Annotated in this window: 16 protein-coding genes; 12 read left to right on the top strand and 4 right to left on the bottom strand. The window is 42.6% G+C overall.

The features are described from left to right. Positions 1-66 precede the first annotated feature (66 nt). The 8 genes from BU202_RS04225 to BU202_RS04195 all read left to right on the top strand — a co-directional run bounded on the left by BU202_RS04225 (position 67) and on the right by BU202_RS04195 (position 6,162). Positions 67-561 carry an LURP-one-related/scramblase family protein gene (locus BU202_RS04225; protein WP_075104558.1) on the top strand — a complete coding sequence of 165 codons (495 nt, stop codon included), beginning with the start codon at positions 67-69 and terminating at the stop codon, positions 559-561. Between the two features lie 21 nt (positions 562-582). Continuing rightward, positions 583-3,201, top strand: a complete 2,619-nt coding sequence (gene alaS / locus BU202_RS04220; protein WP_075104557.1) for an alanine--tRNA ligase — start codon at positions 583-585, stop codon at positions 3,199-3,201. A gap of 158 nt (positions 3,202-3,359) precedes the next feature. Then, positions 3,360-3,563, top strand: a complete 204-nt coding sequence (locus tag BU202_RS04215) for a helix-turn-helix transcriptional regulator (RefSeq protein WP_075104556.1) — start codon at positions 3,360-3,362, stop codon at positions 3,561-3,563. A 38-nt stretch (positions 3,564-3,601) separates the two neighbouring features. Further along, positions 3,602-3,802: a hypothetical protein gene (locus BU202_RS04210; RefSeq protein ID WP_075104555.1), complete on the top strand. Its 201-nt coding sequence runs from the start codon at positions 3,602-3,604 to the stop codon at positions 3,800-3,802. Further along, positions 3,799-3,975 (top strand): hypothetical protein, encoded by a 177-nt coding sequence (locus BU202_RS10545; protein ID WP_167364741.1) that lies wholly within the window; start codon positions 3,799-3,801, stop codon positions 3,973-3,975. Before BU202_RS04210 ends, BU202_RS10545 begins: the two co-directional genes overlap by 4 nt. A gap of 13 nt (positions 3,976-3,988) precedes the next feature. Further along, on the top strand, positions 3,989-4,195 hold the full coding sequence (locus tag BU202_RS04205; RefSeq protein ID WP_075104554.1) for a hypothetical protein: 207 nt from the start codon (positions 3,989-3,991) through the stop codon (positions 4,193-4,195). After that, positions 4,192-4,935, top strand: coding sequence for a DUF3169 family protein (locus tag BU202_RS04200; RefSeq protein ID WP_075104553.1), 744 nt, complete (start codon positions 4,192-4,194; stop codon positions 4,933-4,935). The genes BU202_RS04205 and BU202_RS04200 overlap by 4 nt, the downstream gene beginning before the upstream one ends. Before the next feature lie 558 nt (positions 4,936-5,493). Further along, positions 5,494-6,162, top strand: a complete 669-nt coding sequence (locus BU202_RS04195) for a CPBP family intramembrane glutamic endopeptidase (RefSeq protein ID WP_075104552.1) — start codon at positions 5,494-5,496, stop codon at positions 6,160-6,162. Between the two features lie 42 nt (positions 6,163-6,204). Here the strand turns inward: BU202_RS04195 and nrdF are convergent, their stop codons facing one another. The 4 genes from nrdF to nrdH form a co-directional block, all read right to left on the bottom strand. Next, entirely contained in the window at positions 6,205-7,164 is a 960-nt protein-coding gene (nrdF, locus tag BU202_RS04190) for a class 1b ribonucleoside-diphosphate reductase subunit beta (RefSeq protein WP_075104551.1), read from the bottom strand. Positions 7,165-7,194: 30 nt separating this feature from the next. Continuing rightward, entirely contained in the window at positions 7,195-7,581 is a 387-nt protein-coding gene (locus tag BU202_RS04185; protein ID WP_075104550.1) for a nuclear transport factor 2 family protein, read from the bottom strand. 118 nt (positions 7,582-7,699) lie between these two features. After that, positions 7,700-9,859 carry a class 1b ribonucleoside-diphosphate reductase subunit alpha gene (gene nrdE, locus BU202_RS04180; RefSeq protein ID WP_075104549.1) on the bottom strand — a complete coding sequence of 720 codons (2,160 nt, stop codon included), beginning with the start codon at positions 9,857-9,859 and terminating at the stop codon, positions 7,700-7,702. A 45-nt stretch (positions 9,860-9,904) separates the two neighbouring features. Further along, the gene (gene nrdH / locus BU202_RS04175; RefSeq protein WP_075104548.1) at positions 9,905-10,123 is read right to left on the bottom strand and encodes a glutaredoxin-like protein NrdH; all 219 of its coding nucleotides are present in this window, start codon (positions 10,121-10,123) and stop codon (positions 9,905-9,907) included. 334 nt (positions 10,124-10,457) lie between these two features. Here nrdH and BU202_RS04170 point away from each other — a divergent pair, with 334 nt between their 5' ends. The 4 genes from BU202_RS04170 to BU202_RS04155 all read left to right on the top strand — a co-directional run bounded on the left by BU202_RS04170 (position 10,458) and on the right by BU202_RS04155 (position 15,003). Beyond that, on the top strand, positions 10,458-10,721 hold the full coding sequence (locus BU202_RS04170; RefSeq protein WP_018378296.1) for a phosphocarrier protein HPr: 264 nt from the start codon (positions 10,458-10,460) through the stop codon (positions 10,719-10,721). 4 nt (positions 10,722-10,725) lie between these two features. Then, positions 10,726-12,456 carry a phosphoenolpyruvate--protein phosphotransferase gene (gene ptsP, locus BU202_RS04165; RefSeq protein ID WP_075104547.1) on the top strand — a complete coding sequence of 577 codons (1,731 nt, stop codon included), beginning with the start codon at positions 10,726-10,728 and terminating at the stop codon, positions 12,454-12,456. Positions 12,457-12,581: 125 nt separating this feature from the next. Then, positions 12,582-14,231, top strand: coding sequence for a sensor histidine kinase (locus BU202_RS04160; RefSeq protein WP_075104546.1), 1,650 nt, complete (start codon positions 12,582-12,584; stop codon positions 14,229-14,231). Then, positions 14,224-15,003: a response regulator transcription factor gene (locus BU202_RS04155; RefSeq protein WP_075104545.1), complete on the top strand. Its 780-nt coding sequence runs from the start codon at positions 14,224-14,226 to the stop codon at positions 15,001-15,003. The genes BU202_RS04160 and BU202_RS04155 overlap by 8 nt, the downstream gene beginning before the upstream one ends. Positions 15,004-15,165 lie beyond the last annotated feature (162 nt).

Below are 15,165 nucleotides of genomic sequence, written 5' to 3'. Positions count from 1 at the left end.
TGAAGGTGGTACCGCGGTTTTTCGCCCTTCGTTAGTGTTCTTGTTTTTTCTTTTAGGAGGTCTAGGATGAAACAATTTCAGATTAAACAACGGTTTTGGTCTTGGGGTGGCAAGTTTGATATCAAAGATGATCGCGGTCAACTCTGCTATCAGGTAGAAGGTAGTGTGCTCAAATGGTTTAAAAACTTTGAGATTCACGATGCTACTGGACAGGTCGTCAGTACCATCCAGCAAAAATTCTCCTGGTTTTTATCCCGCTTTGAGGTAAATGTCTTAGGACAAGTCCCTTTTATCATCCAACAGAAATTTTCCTGGTTCAAGCCTCGTTATGAGATTGAGAACTTAGGGCTTGAAGTGATTGGTGATTTCTGGGATATGAAGTTTGACTTGCTCCATAATGGTCTTGTAGTTGCCCGAATTGACCAAGAATGGTTTCGGATGACCTCGACCTATCAAGTCACAGTTTATGAAGAGGCTTATGCAGATGTCACGATTGCTCTCGTGATCGCCATTGATTATGTGAAGGAGATGCGGAGTGCTTCAGCAGCTACCGCAACGTAAATGGAAAGGAAATAGGAAAAAATGAAACAATTATCTAGTGCACAAATTCGTCAAATGTGGTTGGACTTCTGGAAGTCTAAAGGACATGCTGTAGAGCCGTCTGCCAATCTTGTCCCAGTCAACGACCCAACCCTCTTGTGGATCAACTCTGGGGTGGCAACCTTGAAAAAATATTTCGACGGCTCCGTGATTCCTGAAAATCCACGGATTACCAATGCTCAAAAGTCTATTCGGACCAACGATATTGAAAATGTCGGAAAAACAGCCCGTCACCATACCATGTTTGAAATGCTCGGAAACTTTTCAATCGGAGATTATTTCCGCGATGAAGCAATTGAGTGGGGCTTTGAACTATTGACCAGCCCAGAGTGGTTTGGTTTTCCAAAAGAAAAGCTCTACATGACCTACTATCCGGACGATACCGATTCTTACAACCGCTGGCTGGCTCTTGGTGTGGACCCAAGTCACTTGATTCCGCTGGAGGACAACTTCTGGGAAATTGGTGCAGGACCTTCTGGACCAGATACGGAAATCTTCTTTGACCGTGGAGAAGCCTTTGACCCAGAAAATATCGGAATCCGTCTCTTGGAAGAAGATATTGAAAATGACCGCTACATCGAGATTTGGAATATCGTCTTGTCTCAATTCAATGCCGACCCAGAAGTACCGCGTTCGGAGTACAAGGAATTGCCAAATAAAAACATTGATACGGGCGCAGGTTTGGAGCGCTTGGCAGCGATTTTCCAAGGGGCTAAGACCAACTTTGAAACAGACCTATTCATGCCGATTATCCGTGAAGTGGAAAAACTTTCTGGAAAAACCTATGATCCAGATGGGGACAACATGAGCTTCAAGGTCATTGCGGACCATATTCGTGCCCTTTCCTTTGCGATTGGTGATGGGGCTCTTCCTGGAAATGAGGGGCGTGGCTATGTCCTTCGTCGCTTGCTGCGCCGTGCGGTCATGCATGGTCGCCGTTTGGGTATCAATGAGTCATTCTTGTATAAATTGGTCGTGCCAGTCGGTCACATTATGGAAAGCTACTATCCAGAAGTGCTTGAAAAGCATGAATTTATCGAAAAGATTGTTAAGCGTGAGGAAGAAACCTTTGCCCGTACCATTGATGCAGGTTCTATCCACCTAGATGAATTGCTAGCTGAACTGAAAGAAGCTGGAAAATCAACCCTTGAAGGAAAAGATATTTTCAAACTCTATGACACCTACGGATTCCCGGTTGAATTGACCGAGGAATTGGCAGAAGACCAAGGCTTTGCCATTGACCACGAAGGCTTTAAAGCAGCCATGAAAGAGCAGCAAGAGCGGGCGCGTGCTTCTGTTGTCAAAGGTGGTTCAATGGGTATGCAAAATGAAACCCTTGCAGGGATTACCGAAGCATCAACCTTCATCTATGGTGCAGATGAATTGACCGCAACCTTGGCGGTGATGATTGCAGAGAATGAGCGTGTCGATAGCCTATCAAGTGATGAGGCCTTGCTTGTCTTTGATCAAACGCCTTTCTATGCAGAAATGGGTGGACAGGTTGCTGACCACGGAGCTATTCTCGATGAAGCTGGTCAGTTGGTAGCCCGTGTCAAAGATGTTCAAAAAGCACCAAATGGTCAGCCGCTTCATACTGTTGAAGTGCTTGGAGAATTGCGCACAGGTACAACGTATACACTTGCCATTGACACCCTTCGTCGCCACCGCGTCATGAAAAACCATACAGCAACTCACTTGTTACATGCAGCTCTTCACCAGGTCATCGGTGAGCATGCGACGCAGGCAGGTTCGCTCAACGAGCAAGAATTCTTACGTTTTGACTTTACTCATTTTGAAGCGGTAACAGCTGAAGAGCTTCGTCGCATCGAAGAAGAAGTCAATGCTCAAATCTGGGCAGCTCTTCCAGTCGTAACGGTAGAGACTGATATTGAGACTGCAAAAGAAATGGGGGCTATGGCTCTCTTTGGTGAAAAATATGGCAAAGAAGTCCGCGTTGTAACGATTGGAGATTACTCTATCGAATTGTGTGGTGGTACGCATGTGGCAAATACCGCTGAAATTGGACTCTTCAAGATTTTGAAAGAAGAGGGAATTGGTTCGGGCACACGTCGTATCGTAGCGGTAACCAGCCGTGAAGCCTTCCTCGCTTATCGTGAAGAAGAAGAATTGCTCAAAGCTGTCGCTGCAACCATTAAAGCACCTCAAATCAAAGAAGTACCAAACAAGGTCGCAAGCCTGCAAGAACAATTGCGTGAATTGCAAAGAGAAAATGCTGCCTTGAAAGAAAAAGCAGCAGCTGCAGCAGCTGGTGATATTTTCAAAGATGTCAAAGAAGCAAATGGTCTGCGCTACATTGCTAGTCAGGTAGAAGTATCAGATGCAGGAGCACTACGCACCTTTGCCGACAACTGGAAACAAAAAGATTATTCAGATGTCTTAGTCCTAGTTGCTGCTATTGGTGAAAAAGTCAATGTCCTTGTCGCAAGCAAGACCAAGGATGTCCATGCTGGAAATCTGATTAAGGAACTCGCACCAATCGTTGCTGGTCGTGGTGGTGGTAAGCCAGACATGGCCATGGCAGGAGGAAGCGATGCAGCTGCCATCAATAAACTTCTGGCAGAAGTCGGCAATCAGTTATAAGAGAGTGAAAGAATCGAGTTAGCCTCGGTTCTTTTTGTATCTTATCCTGTTCAAAATGAAAAATATCATAAAAAATTTGACAAATATGGTTGTCAAAAAGAAAAAGATGTGTTACAATGAAAACAAGTTAAGCAAGATGATTTAGAAAGGAGTTCTTTATGATATTAAAAAATAGGCTCAAGGAATTGCGGGCTAGAGACGGCTACAACCAGACGGAACTGGCAAAACTAGCGCAAGTTTCGCGCCAGACCATCAGTCTGATTGAGCGGGGAGAATATACCCCCTCTGTCATTATTGCCTTAAAAATCGCACAGATTTTCAACGAACCCTTGGAGCAAGTCTTTCGCTTAGAGGAAGAGTGACAAAGGCATAGGGATAAGAGAGATAAAGGAGCAGAAAGATGAAAAAGCAACAGACGAATCTAGTAGGAAAAGAAGTGTCATTTAAAGTGCTAGTTATCCTTTTCATGTTTTTTGAAATTGGATATGTTGTTGGAAAACTTCTTGCAGGAAATCAAGATGTGACAGTAGAATTGTTTCTCCTATTACCTGCATTTTGGTGTTTGATGATGGAAGAAGAAAGTAAAGGAGATAGAAAATGAAGAAAAATGAAATCGTCATTACAGGGAGAATGGTTCTAAGGTTCGTTTTTGCACTTGCTATCATTGCTATGATGGTAAGATTGTTGCTAAAACAAACCTTGGAGACGGAAGATGAGATCATCATTGCCCTGCTTGTATCTAGTGTGAGTTTAAGTTTTACTACAAAGAAATAGGAGGTAAAAGAGTATGAAAAAGGAAAGACGATTATTAAACACAATGATTCTCATGGCTCAAGTAATCACAGGATTATCAGTCTTGTATTATCTAGGATACTTGTTTGGAGAATCTTTAGCAGGTGTAAGTGTTCTAGAGCTATCCTGGGTAAACTTATGGATTAGTATTGGTCTTGCAAGTGTGATGTTCGCTATTCGAATGGGAGGAAGAAAAAGATGAAAAAAAGAAGAGGATTGAAAGGATTTCTATTTTTATTCATGTGTGGTTTCGCTAGTTACTTTGTCGGATCAGCAGCTGCGGCAGGAACCATGCCGAAGGACTTAATCCAGCAATTATTGACCTTAGATGTGTATGTATATCTGGCTCAAGGAGCTAGTCTTTTGCTGGCAGGTATGACTTTTTATTTATTACATCATAGTCGCAAAGATACGCTTGCCTATCAAAAAGCGGAAGATAGTGATGACGAAGAAGGTATGGAGAAGTTTTATAAAAAAGCTCATAGAAACTTAGAATATGGAACAATTGCTTATAATATTTGTTTTGTCAGCATACTTTTCTCACTCCTTGGTGCTTTCTATATGGTTGCGGTAAATGCTGCACAAATCAAGTTTTTACTGTTAGCTTCCATGTTCTATATTCCAGTATTTTTCTTGACAGGCTATTATCGTAAAACATTGAAGATGGTTCGTCATTATGATTTTCCAAAATTTGCTATGCCCGAAGATGCTTTGGCTTTTGTGCGGAGTTACGATGAGGGAGAGCGAGAAGCGAATTATGAAAATAGTTTTATGACCCTATTTCATCTGAATCAGATTATATTACCTGCTCTCTATATTATCTTGGATGTGATTTCCTTCGCCCTCCAAGAGTTTCAGTTGACAGCTTTCCTAATTGTTGTCTTTATCCATGGTTACATCAACATTCGATCAATTTCGATAGTTAAAAAATATTTCAAGTAAAAAGGCGAGAGAAATGAAAAGGAACAAATTCATTCGCGGACTGATTTTAGCTAGCTCTAGGAGTGCTTTCATGTTTTGGGCTGACCTTGCTAGATTGGATGTATCTTAGAATGTTTAATGCTCCTATTTTTCTAACTGGTTTAGCGATTTTATAACTTGTATTGTCAGACAAAGAATAAAGGAGTTTGATATGAAGAAGAAATGTTCAGATGATATTGCCGTTATATAGTGGATTGAGAAAGGAATAGGACAAGGCAAGGAGCTGCAGATAGAACTGGCGTTCATCAAAGCGACTTAACGATGTCCTAACCTTTATTCAATTCACTATAATGATTGCGATGAGGGCTTGGATTGGCTTGTTTATTGGGGTAGTCATCGGTTTAAAATAGGATGTTTGGCAGAAACGTATTGGAAAAAGTTGATGTATGAACGCATAAACAGATAGCTCTTGTTGTTAATCTGGTCAGTATTCCACCTTGGATACTCATGATTGGACTATGTACGATGTTTGCTGAAAGGTTAAGGCAGGCGATTTATAAACAGTAAAGGAGAAAATCAATGAAAAAATTAGTCGCGAATATTGGCTTGTGGCTAGCTGGAATGCTGGGCTACTTGCTTGGAGGTGGTTTTTTAGCCGCGGGCAGTCAATTATCTGCGAGACCAGATATTCCTGCGGAAATTCTTCCGACCATGATAACTGTTTTTGGAATCTTTGGTCTCCTCTATCTGACGGCACTTTCCTATCTTCATTGGAATCGGGTCTATGACAAGACAAAAATACAAATCGAGTTGCCTAAGCCTTGGATGACCAATATCCTATTTCCACTAGGTTTGTTTGCTCTACTGATTGTTGTTCAAATGCTTCTGCCAATCCCTCCAAGCAATAATCAAGAAATAGTGGTTCAAAATGTTTTGGCGCAGCCTTTCTTTTCCTTCTGTGCAGTAGTGATTTTTGCCCCAATCATGGAAGAATTGCTCTTTAGAGGCTTGTTTGCAGGTTATTTCTTCCCAAATCTGACCAAAAAACCCAGTCTTATCCTCTATTTCCTATTGACCAGTACCCTCTTTTCCCTCGCACATGGACCACGGACTGTACCGCATTTTCTGATTTACTTTACCATGGGAGCGAGTTTGTGCTGGCTCTATCTGGCAAAACGTGACCTGCGGTATTCAGTTGGTCTGCATGCTGCCAACAATCTGTTAAGTTTTGTGACGATTTTCCTCTAAAAAAACAAAAGCAACTAAGCCCAGCCTAGTTGCTTTTTAATATTATAAACCGTAGAGGTAGTCATCGTCTTTCATGGCTTCTACGCTACCGAGAAGGTAGCCATTTCCGACTTGGGAGAAGAAGTCATGGTTAGAGGTTCCGGTTGAAATACCGTTCATGACAATCGGGTTGACGTCATCGGCAGAATCAGGAAAGAGTGGGTCTTGTCCTAGGTTCATGAGGGCCTTGTTGGCATTGTAACGAAGGAAGGTTTTCACTTCCTCGGTCCAGCCGACACCATCGTAGAGGCTTTCTGTATAGCCTTCTTCGTTTTCGTAGAGTTGGTAGAGCAAATCATACATCCAGTCGCGGAGTGTTTCTTGCTCGCTTTCTGACAATTCATTGAAACCAAGCTGGAATTTGTAGCCGATATAGGTACCGTGAACAGATTCGTCACGGATGATGAGTTTGATGATTTCAGCGACATTGGCGAGCTTGTTGTTTCCGAGGTAGTAGAGCGGTGTGAAGAAACCAGAGTAGAAGAGGAAGGTTTCAAGGAATACGCTGGCTACTTTTTTCTCTAACGGTGTGCCTGTTTCATAAATTTCATTGATGATTTTTGCCTTGCGTTGGAGGTATTCGTTGCTGTTGGTCCAGTCGAAAATCTCATCGATTTCAGATTTGGTATTGAGAGTTGAGAAAATAGATGAGTAGGATTTGGCGTGTACTGATTCCATGAACTGGATATTGTTGTAGACAGCTTCCTCATGCGGTGTCCGAATGTCTTGACGAAGCGCTTGAACCCCTGTTTCTGATTGGAGGGTATCCAGAAGTGTCAATCCACCAAAGACTTTTCCCACCAAGTCTTTTTCTTCTGCGCTTAATTTGCGCCAGTCATCCAAGTCATTAGAGAGTGGGATACGAGTATCAAGCCAGAATTGCTCGGTCAATTTTTCCCAAGTTGACTTGTCAATGACATCTTCGATTGCGTTCCAGTTTATGGCTTTGTAGTAGGTGGTCATTTGTTTCTCCTCAGTTTAATTTGATTAAATTTAGTACATGGTTCTACCAGATTTGGTATCTGTTATCACTTCTTGGATACTGTCCCAGTGCTCGACGATTTTACCGTTTTCATCAAAGCGGAAAAAGTCCATGGTGATGTATTCTTTATTGTCAGGTTCTCCCCAGGTTTGATGAGTATGGAGGGCAACGAGGTCGTCCTGAGCGACCGCACGGACAAACTCAACAGATTTTTCTGGATATTCTGCCTGCATGCGCTCAAAATAAGCAATGAAACCGCTAGGACCATCTGCCACATGGGGATTGTGTTGACGGTACTCATTTCCTACGTATTCTGTCACAGCTTTTGCGGGATTGCCCTTAAAGGCTGTTTTATAGAAGTTGATAGCAGCTTGTTTGTTCTTTTCTAATTGAGACATAGCTTCCTCCTAGATTTTTCAATCACTTTCATTATACCATATTTTACAGTTAATAGTGGAAATGTTGATGGCATAAAAAGAGGGGAGTGGGCCTGAGCCTAGCTCCCATCTTTGGCGATTAAATCACACAGCTTTCGCATTGGTTTGCGCCAACCTCTTCGCCGTCATCTGTAAAGGTACGGACGTAGTAGATGGATTTAACGCCTTTATTGAAGGCATAGTTTCGCAAGATTGACAGGTCACGTGTGGTCTGTTTGTTTTCGGTTTTCCACTCGTAGATGCCTTGTGGAATATCACTCCGCATGAAGAGGGTAAGGGACAGACCTTGGTCAACGTGTTCTGTTGCAGCAGCGTAGACATCGATGACTTTTCGCATATCCATGTCATAGGCTGATTTGTAGAATGGAATGGTTTCTGTCGCAAGTCCAGCCGCTGGATAGTAAATCTTCCCAATTTTCTTTTCTTGGCGTTCTTCAATCCGTTGTGTAATCGGGTGAATCGAAGCAGACACATCGTTGATGTAGCTGATAGAGCCGTTTGGTGCCACTGCTAGGCGGTTTTGGTGGTAGAGACCGTCTGCCTGTACCTTATCACGAAGGCTAGCCCAATCTTCTGCACTCGGCATAAAGATGCCTTCAAAGAGTTCTTTGACACGGGTAGATTGTGGTTGGTAGTTGCCAGTGATGTATTTGTCGAAGTAAGACCCGTCCGCGTATTTTGATTTTTCAAAGTTATGGAAGGTCATCTTGCGTTCACGGGCAATGTTGTTTGACTCCACCAAAGTCCAGTAGTTGAGGAGCATGAAGTAGATGTTGGTAAATTCAACGGCTTCTGCTGATCCATAATCAATCAAGTTTTGAGCAAGGAAGCTGTGTAGTCCCATTGCTCCAAGACCGATGGAGTGAGCCTGGCTATTTCCGTGTTCGATAGACGGTACAGCTGAAATGTGTGAGTGGTCTGTCACATAGGTCAGAGCGCGTGTCATGGTACGGACAGAGCGACCAAAGTCAGGGGATTTCATGAGGTTGACAATGTTGGTTGAACCAAGGTTACATGACACATCTGTCCCCATTTTAAGGTATTCTTGTGAGTCGTTCAATTCGCTTGGAACCTGTACTTGGAGGATTTCCGAGCAGAGATTCGACATGATGATTTTACCGTCTACAGGATTGCTGCGGTTGGCAGTATCAATATTGATGACATAAGGGTAGCCAGATTCTTGTTGGAGTTTTGAAATCTCGGTTTCCAAATCGCGGGCCTTAATCTTAGTCTTGCGAATTTTTGGATTTGCGACCAATTCATCGTATTTTTCAGTAATGTCGATGTAGCTGTATGGGACACCGTATTCACGCTCGATAGAGTAGGGACTAAAGAGGTACATGTCCTCATTCTTGCGTGCCAATTCGTAGAATTTATCTGGAATGGTAATTCCAAGCGAAAGGGTTTTGACACGTACTTTTTCATCGGCATTTTCTTTCTTAGTCGAAAGGAAGGCAATGATGTCTGGATGGAAGACATCGAGGTAGACAACCCCAGCTCCCTGACGTTGTCCTAGTTGGTTCGAGTAAGAGAAGCTATCTTCAAAGAGCTTCATGACAGGCACAACCCCAGATGCTGCTCCCTCGTAACCTTTAATCGGTGCGCCTGCCTCACGCAGGTTGCTAAGGGAGATTCCGACCCCGCCACCGATACGAGAGAGTTGGAGGGCAGAGTTGATGGAACGCCCGATAGCATTCATATCATCTGTCACTTGGATGAGGAAACAAGAGACCAACTCTCCGCGACGTGCCCGTCCAGCGTTCAAGAAACTTGGAGTCGCAGGCTGATAGCGGAGGTGAATCATTTCATTTGCCAAATCCATGGCTAAGTCTTCGTTGCCTTCTGCAAAGTAGAGGGCATTGAAGAGGACACGGTCTTCCATGCTTTCCAGATAGTAGGCACCATCGTTTGTCTTGAGGGCATACTGGTTGTAGAATTTATAGGCTGCCATGAAAGACTTGAAGCGGAAGTTCTGGTCTTTCAGGAATTGCGCTAATTTCTCAATAAAAGCAGGGCTATATTGCTCCAAAAAGGCCTGTTCCAGATAGTTTTCTTCTAATAAATATTGGATTTTATCGGTAATGCTCGCAAATGGTTTGGTGTTTGGGAGCACATTTTCCTTGAAGAAGGCCTTGAGGGCTTCTTGGTCCTTGTGAAGCGGAATTTGTCCATTGACTGGACGGTTGATTTCATTGTTCAGACGGAAATAGGAAACATCCCCTAATTCTTTCAAACTCATACAGTAACTCTTTCTATATTGTTTTTCAATGGTAGATTGGTGGGCCTAGACAAGATTTTTTAATTTTCCGGGTTGGAAGCCAGAAAAGGTCTCGGTCTCAGTCTCGATGACAGGTGCCGCGGCAAATCCGAGGCTCTTGACATGTTCGATGAATTCGGGTTGCTCATCGAGGCTGATTTCCTTGAATGGAACCTGATGCTGGTCCAAGAAACGTTTGGTCATCTTGCATTGCACGCAGTCATTTTTTGAATAAACAGTAATCATACAGTTCTCCTTTTTTTAATCACCCATATAGGATACAATGAAATCATCAAATTGTCAACTCAAAAAAACTAAATATAGTGTCAGAAAGGAAAGAGAAACACTATATATAGTGTAAACCTTGCTGTTATGCCATTTGAGAGGTTTTTCGTATGACTTACAAACTATTTTCATATTTTTGCACAATGACGATTCTACTGTTTGCTCCTGTCCTAGGAGGATTTTTGAAAGGAAGATAAAAAATTCTTGAAAATGATTTCAAGAAATGGTATAATGTCCTTTGTAAGGGTTATCACAATTAACCTTCAATATTGAAAAAATAAAGGAGAATCCAAATATGGCTTCAAAAGATTTCCACATTGTGGCAGAAACAGGTATCCACGCACGTCCAGCAACATTGCTTGTGCAAACAGCTAGCAAATTTGCTTCAGATATCACTTTGAACTACAAAGACAAATCAGTAAACCTTAAATCTATCATGGGTGTGATGAGTCTTGGTGTTGGCCAAGGTGCTGATGTAACCATCACAGCTGAAGGTGCTGACGCTGACGATGCAATCGCAGCAATCACTGAAACAATGGACAAGGAAGGTTTGGCGTAAGAGTATGACAGAAATGCTTAAAGGAATTGCAGCATCTGACGGTGTTGCGGTTGCGAAGGCATATCTACTCGTTCAACCAGATTTGTCATTTGAAACTGTTACAGTTGCAGATACAGATGCAGAAGAAGCTCGTTTGGATGCTGCTTTAGAAGCGTCACAAAACGAGCTTTCTGTGATTAGAGAGAACGCAGTAGCTAGCCTTGGTGAAGAAGCGGCAGCCGTTTTTGATGCCCATTTGATGGTTCTTGCTGACCCAGAAATGGTCGGTCAAATTAAAGAAACGATTCGCGCGAAAAAAGTCAATGCTGAAAGTGGATTGACAGAAGTAACAGATATGTTCATTGCCATCTTTGAAGGCATGGACGATAATCCATACATGCAAGAGCGTGCAGCAGATATTCGCGATGTGACCAAGCGTGTCTTGGCGCACTTGTTGGGTGTTCGCTTGCCGAACCCAGCAGCGATTTCAGAAGAGTCTATCGTGATTGCACATGACTTGACACCTTCTGATACAGCACAATTAGATAAAAACTTTGTAAAAGCATTTGTGACCAATATCGGTGGTCGTACTAGTCACTCAGCCATCATGGCGCGTACACTAGAGATTGCAGCGGTCCTTGGTACAAATAACATCACAGAAATTGTGAAAGACGGCGATGTTCTTGCGGTAAATGGGATTACTGGTGAAGTCATCATCAATCCTTCAGACGAAGAAATTGCTACATTCAAAGCAGCTGGTGAAGCATACGCGAAGCAAAAAGCAGAGTGGGCACTTTTGAAAGATGCACAAACTGTTACAGCTGACGGCAAGCATTTTGAACTCGCTGCCAACATCGGTACACCAAAAGACGTTGAAGGTGTAAACGATAATGGTGCAGAAGCAGTCGGTCTTTACCGTACGGAGTTCCTTTACATGGACTCACAAGATTTCCCAACAGAAGATGAGCAGTATGAAGCATACAAGGCTGTTCTTGAGGGAATGAATGGTAAGCCAGTTGTGGTTCGTACAATGGATATCGGTGGAGATAAGGAGCTTCCTTACTTCGATCTTCCGCATGAAATGAACCCATTCCTTGGTTTCCGTGCTCTTCGTATCTCGATTTCAGAGACTGGTAATCAAATGTTCCGTACGCAGTTGCGTGCCCTTCTTCGTTCTTCTGTTCACGGTCAATTGCGAATCATGTTCCCAATGGTAGCCTTGATTACTGAATTCCGTGCAGCAAAAGCAATCTATGAAGAAGAAAAAGCGAAATTGATTGCCGAAGGTGTAGCGGTAGCGGATAACATCCAAGTGGGAATCATGATTGAGATTCCAGCAGCTGCAATGCTTGCAGACCAGTTTGCAAAAGAAGTTGATTTCTTCTCAATCGGAACCAACGACCTTATCCAGTACACCATGGCTGCTGACCGGATGAACGAGCAAGTGTCATACCTTTACCAACCATATAACCCATCTATCCTTCGCTTGATCAACAACGTGATTAAAGCAGCGCATGCAGAAGGCAAATGGGCTGGTATGTGTGGAGAGATGGCAGGAGACCAACAAGCAGTACCACTTCTAGTCGGTATGGGCTTGGATGAGTTCTCAATGAGTGCTACTTCTGTCCTTCGTACACGTAGCTTGATGAAACAATTGGACACTGCGAAAATGCAAGAATATGCAAACCGTGCATTGACAGAATGTGCAACAGCAGAAGAAGTCCTTGAATTACAAAAAGAATACGTTAATTTTTAATAAACGAATAAAATGAGAAAGAAGTCCGAAAGGGCTTCTTTTTCGTCCCTCCTATAACCTTTTTCAAAAGGCTTAAAATTTGATATAATAGATAAAGCGTTTTCAAGGAAGAAAGTAGAGGAGATATGGCAGGTTCATTTAAACAATCGTTGCAAAAAGAGATTATCACCAAAAGCAGTTGGTCGGCCTTGCTCACGACCGGTGTGTTGATGATTCTTCTAGTCTCTTCTTCCTATGTTTTGCAGTATTACCAGCTGGTTCGAGATACGGAAGAAATCGTGCGTCATACGCAAGATGGTATTGCCAGTAATGAGCAGGTCTTGCGGGAATTGGACCAGGGGATTGTAAAAGAATTTTTAAAAGGCAATCGGACAGAGCGGGAACTCTATACTTCTTTTTATGAAAAACGAGCGCAAACTGAACTGGTTTCCGATTTGATGGTGTTGGACAAGGCGGGGAATATACGTTTTACAACGAACAGGGCGCACAATGGGCTCATGATTCCGGCCTATTATTTGCAGATTTTGATGGAGCAGTCAAGAGATGAGCGGATTAGACCCAAGGTGATTATTTCAACCAACCACCAGCATTATCTGCTCTTTATTCACCCTGTGATAGAAGGGGGTGAGCAGATTGGTTACAGTATCTTGTTTATCAACGACCACGATTTTGTGTCCTATGATGATATTTTATCCGCCAAATACATTTTGACAGATAAATATGGAAATATTTTTGCTAAAAATTCCAATTATTTTACGGTTTCTTCCTTGGAAAAATTAGATGAACATCTGTTACGCAAGCAAACGGTATTTAATGCGGAACAGCCTGTGTTGACCCACGAGGCGGAAATTGGGAAAGACTTGCATATCTATACCTTTCAAGCCTTCTTTCCGCTCCAATTTTTAGCGATTTTTTCTCTAGCAGTTACGGTGGCCGTCTTAACAGTTTATTTGATGCAGGCCCGTAAAATTGCCCATAAGATTGCAGCCTATAATGCGATTCCAATCGAATCATTAGTGGAGCAGATGAAGCTCATTATTGCAGACGATAAAAAGAAGGTTCAGTTGGAGACAGGTGATGAATTTGAGTTTATGGCTGAGCAAATCAATCAGATGCTGGAAGAATTAGACCTCTTGCATGAGCAAAAATTACTTTTAGAACGTGAAAAACTGCTCTTTGAACGCAAGATGCTAGAGGCTCAATTTAATCCGCACTTCCTCTATAATACCTTGGAAACAATCAAGATTACCCATGAATTGGATCGTTCCCTGACCAATCAGCTGATTCAGAATTTAACCAGTATTTTGCGCTACAGTGTCGCCCAGCTGGATCACGATACTTCCTTGGGAGAGGATTTGGAGATTATTCGTTCTTATTTGGAAATCCATGCGGTCCGCTATGAGGGCTTTACCTATGAGATTATCTGTCCTGAAACGCTCAAGGGACAATCCATCCCTCGTTTGTTCTTGTTACCCTTGATTGAAAATGCTATGAAATATGGTCGAAAATACAGGATTGATTTGCATATTCAGGTGCGGATTGAGCAGCGAGATTCCCACTTGTATTTTACCGTAATTGACAATGCAGGTGGTTTGACCAAGCAGGAACGCCAGAAAATCTTAGAGTCGCTAGACAGCAATCAGACCCAGCATGGGGTGGTCAATAGTTACCGGCGTTTGAAAGACTTTTTTGGAGATATTCAGTTTGATTTGGGCGTGAATCGTAAGGGTGAGACTTGGATTCAATTTGTGGTAATGGAGGTGGAAGATGTATAAACTCATCATTGTTGAAGATGAGCATTTGATTCGGAAGTGGTTATCTTTGGCGGTTGATTATGCCATGTTGGGGATTGAGGTGATCGGTCTTGCCAGCCATGGCCAGGAAGGGATGGCGCTGATTCGGAAGTTGGAGCCAGATATTGTCCTAACCGATATTACGATGCCGATTATGGATGCCTTTATGATGTTTGAGGTGACGGCTGATATAGCGTATGAAAAGATTATTCTGTCTGGCTACAATGATTTTGACAATGCCAAGCGAGCCATGAAGTTTGGCGTGTGTGATTTTATCAGTAAGCCGATTGATGCCAAGGAGTTGGAAACCTGTCTCCAGACAGTGGTCGAGCGCTTGAATGTAAAGTCTGTGGCAGCAAGCCCAGACTACCAACGATTTTTGCAGGAGTTCAATACCATTCATAGCCAGAACAAGATTATCCAACAACTGCTGGGCTGGGTTCAAGAGCATTATCAGGAGCATTTTACGATTGCAGAGCTGGCAAAGGAATTTGGCTATAGTGAGAGCTATGTCTACCGTTTGGTCAAGGACAATCTAGCCATCACCTTGAACGAATACATTTTACAATACCGCTTGAAACAGGCGATTGAGATGATGTATCGTTATCCAGAGATGAAAATCTATGAAATTGCAGGGAAGGTGGGCATTTCGGATTATAAGTATTTTGGCAAATTGTTCAAAAATTATTTTGGCGTCTCTCCAACGGAATTTAAAGAGACGGGACAGATTGAAAAGATTGATCGGAGAAGCTGAATGGGGTGAAAGTGACCATCCAGCTTTTTCTTTTTGGGGAAATAACCTTGAACATTTTCTCACAATGTAGATAATTTTCCCCTATTTTGGATAGAATAGGTGGTATGATAAGCGTTTTCAAAGAGATATAATAAAGATGATAAAAAAGAGGAGGTATCCATT

This window comes from Streptococcus cuniculi, from assembly GCF_001921845.1.
In the GTDB taxonomy this organism is placed as follows: Bacteria; Bacillota; Bacilli; order Lactobacillales; family Streptococcaceae; genus Streptococcus; species Streptococcus cuniculi.
This window is presented reverse-complemented; position numbering and strand designations above follow the sequence as displayed.

Bases quoted from the DNA above. Each gene is read 5' to 3' on its own strand.
- BU202_RS04225 (WP_075104558.1), top strand. From the start codon at position 67: ATGAAACAATTTCAGATTAAACAACGGTTTTGGTCTTGGGGTGGCAAG.
- alaS (WP_075104557.1), top strand. From the start codon at position 583: ATGAAACAATTATCTAGTGCACAAATTCGTCAAATGTGGTTGGACTTC.
- BU202_RS04215 (WP_075104556.1), top strand. From the start codon at position 3,360: ATGATATTAAAAAATAGGCTCAAGGAATTGCGGGCTAGAGACGGCTAC.
- BU202_RS04210 (WP_075104555.1), top strand. From the start codon at position 3,602: ATGAAAAAGCAACAGACGAATCTAGTAGGAAAAGAAGTGTCATTTAAA.
- BU202_RS10545 (WP_167364741.1), top strand. From the start codon at position 3,799: ATGAAGAAAAATGAAATCGTCATTACAGGGAGAATGGTTCTAAGGTTC.
- BU202_RS04205 (WP_075104554.1), top strand. From the start codon at position 3,989: ATGAAAAAGGAAAGACGATTATTAAACACAATGATTCTCATGGCTCAA.
- BU202_RS04200 (WP_075104553.1), top strand. From the start codon at position 4,192: ATGAAAAAAAGAAGAGGATTGAAAGGATTTCTATTTTTATTCATGTGT.
- BU202_RS04195 (WP_075104552.1), top strand. From the start codon at position 5,494: ATGAAAAAATTAGTCGCGAATATTGGCTTGTGGCTAGCTGGAATGCTG.
- nrdF (WP_075104551.1), bottom strand. From the start codon at position 7,164: ATGACCACCTACTACAAAGCCATAAACTGGAACGCAATCGAAGATGTC.
- BU202_RS04185 (WP_075104550.1), bottom strand. From the start codon at position 7,581: ATGTCTCAATTAGAAAAGAACAAACAAGCTGCTATCAACTTCTATAAA.
- nrdE (WP_075104549.1), bottom strand. From the start codon at position 9,859: ATGAGTTTGAAAGAATTAGGGGATGTTTCCTATTTCCGTCTGAACAAT.
- nrdH (WP_075104548.1), bottom strand. From the start codon at position 10,123: ATGATTACTGTTTATTCAAAAAATGACTGCGTGCAATGCAAGATGACC.
- BU202_RS04170 (WP_018378296.1), top strand. From the start codon at position 10,458: ATGGCTTCAAAAGATTTCCACATTGTGGCAGAAACAGGTATCCACGCA.
- ptsP (WP_075104547.1), top strand. From the start codon at position 10,726: ATGACAGAAATGCTTAAAGGAATTGCAGCATCTGACGGTGTTGCGGTT.
- BU202_RS04160 (WP_075104546.1), top strand. From the start codon at position 12,582: ATGGCAGGTTCATTTAAACAATCGTTGCAAAAAGAGATTATCACCAAA.
- BU202_RS04155 (WP_075104545.1), top strand. From the start codon at position 14,224: ATGTATAAACTCATCATTGTTGAAGATGAGCATTTGATTCGGAAGTGG.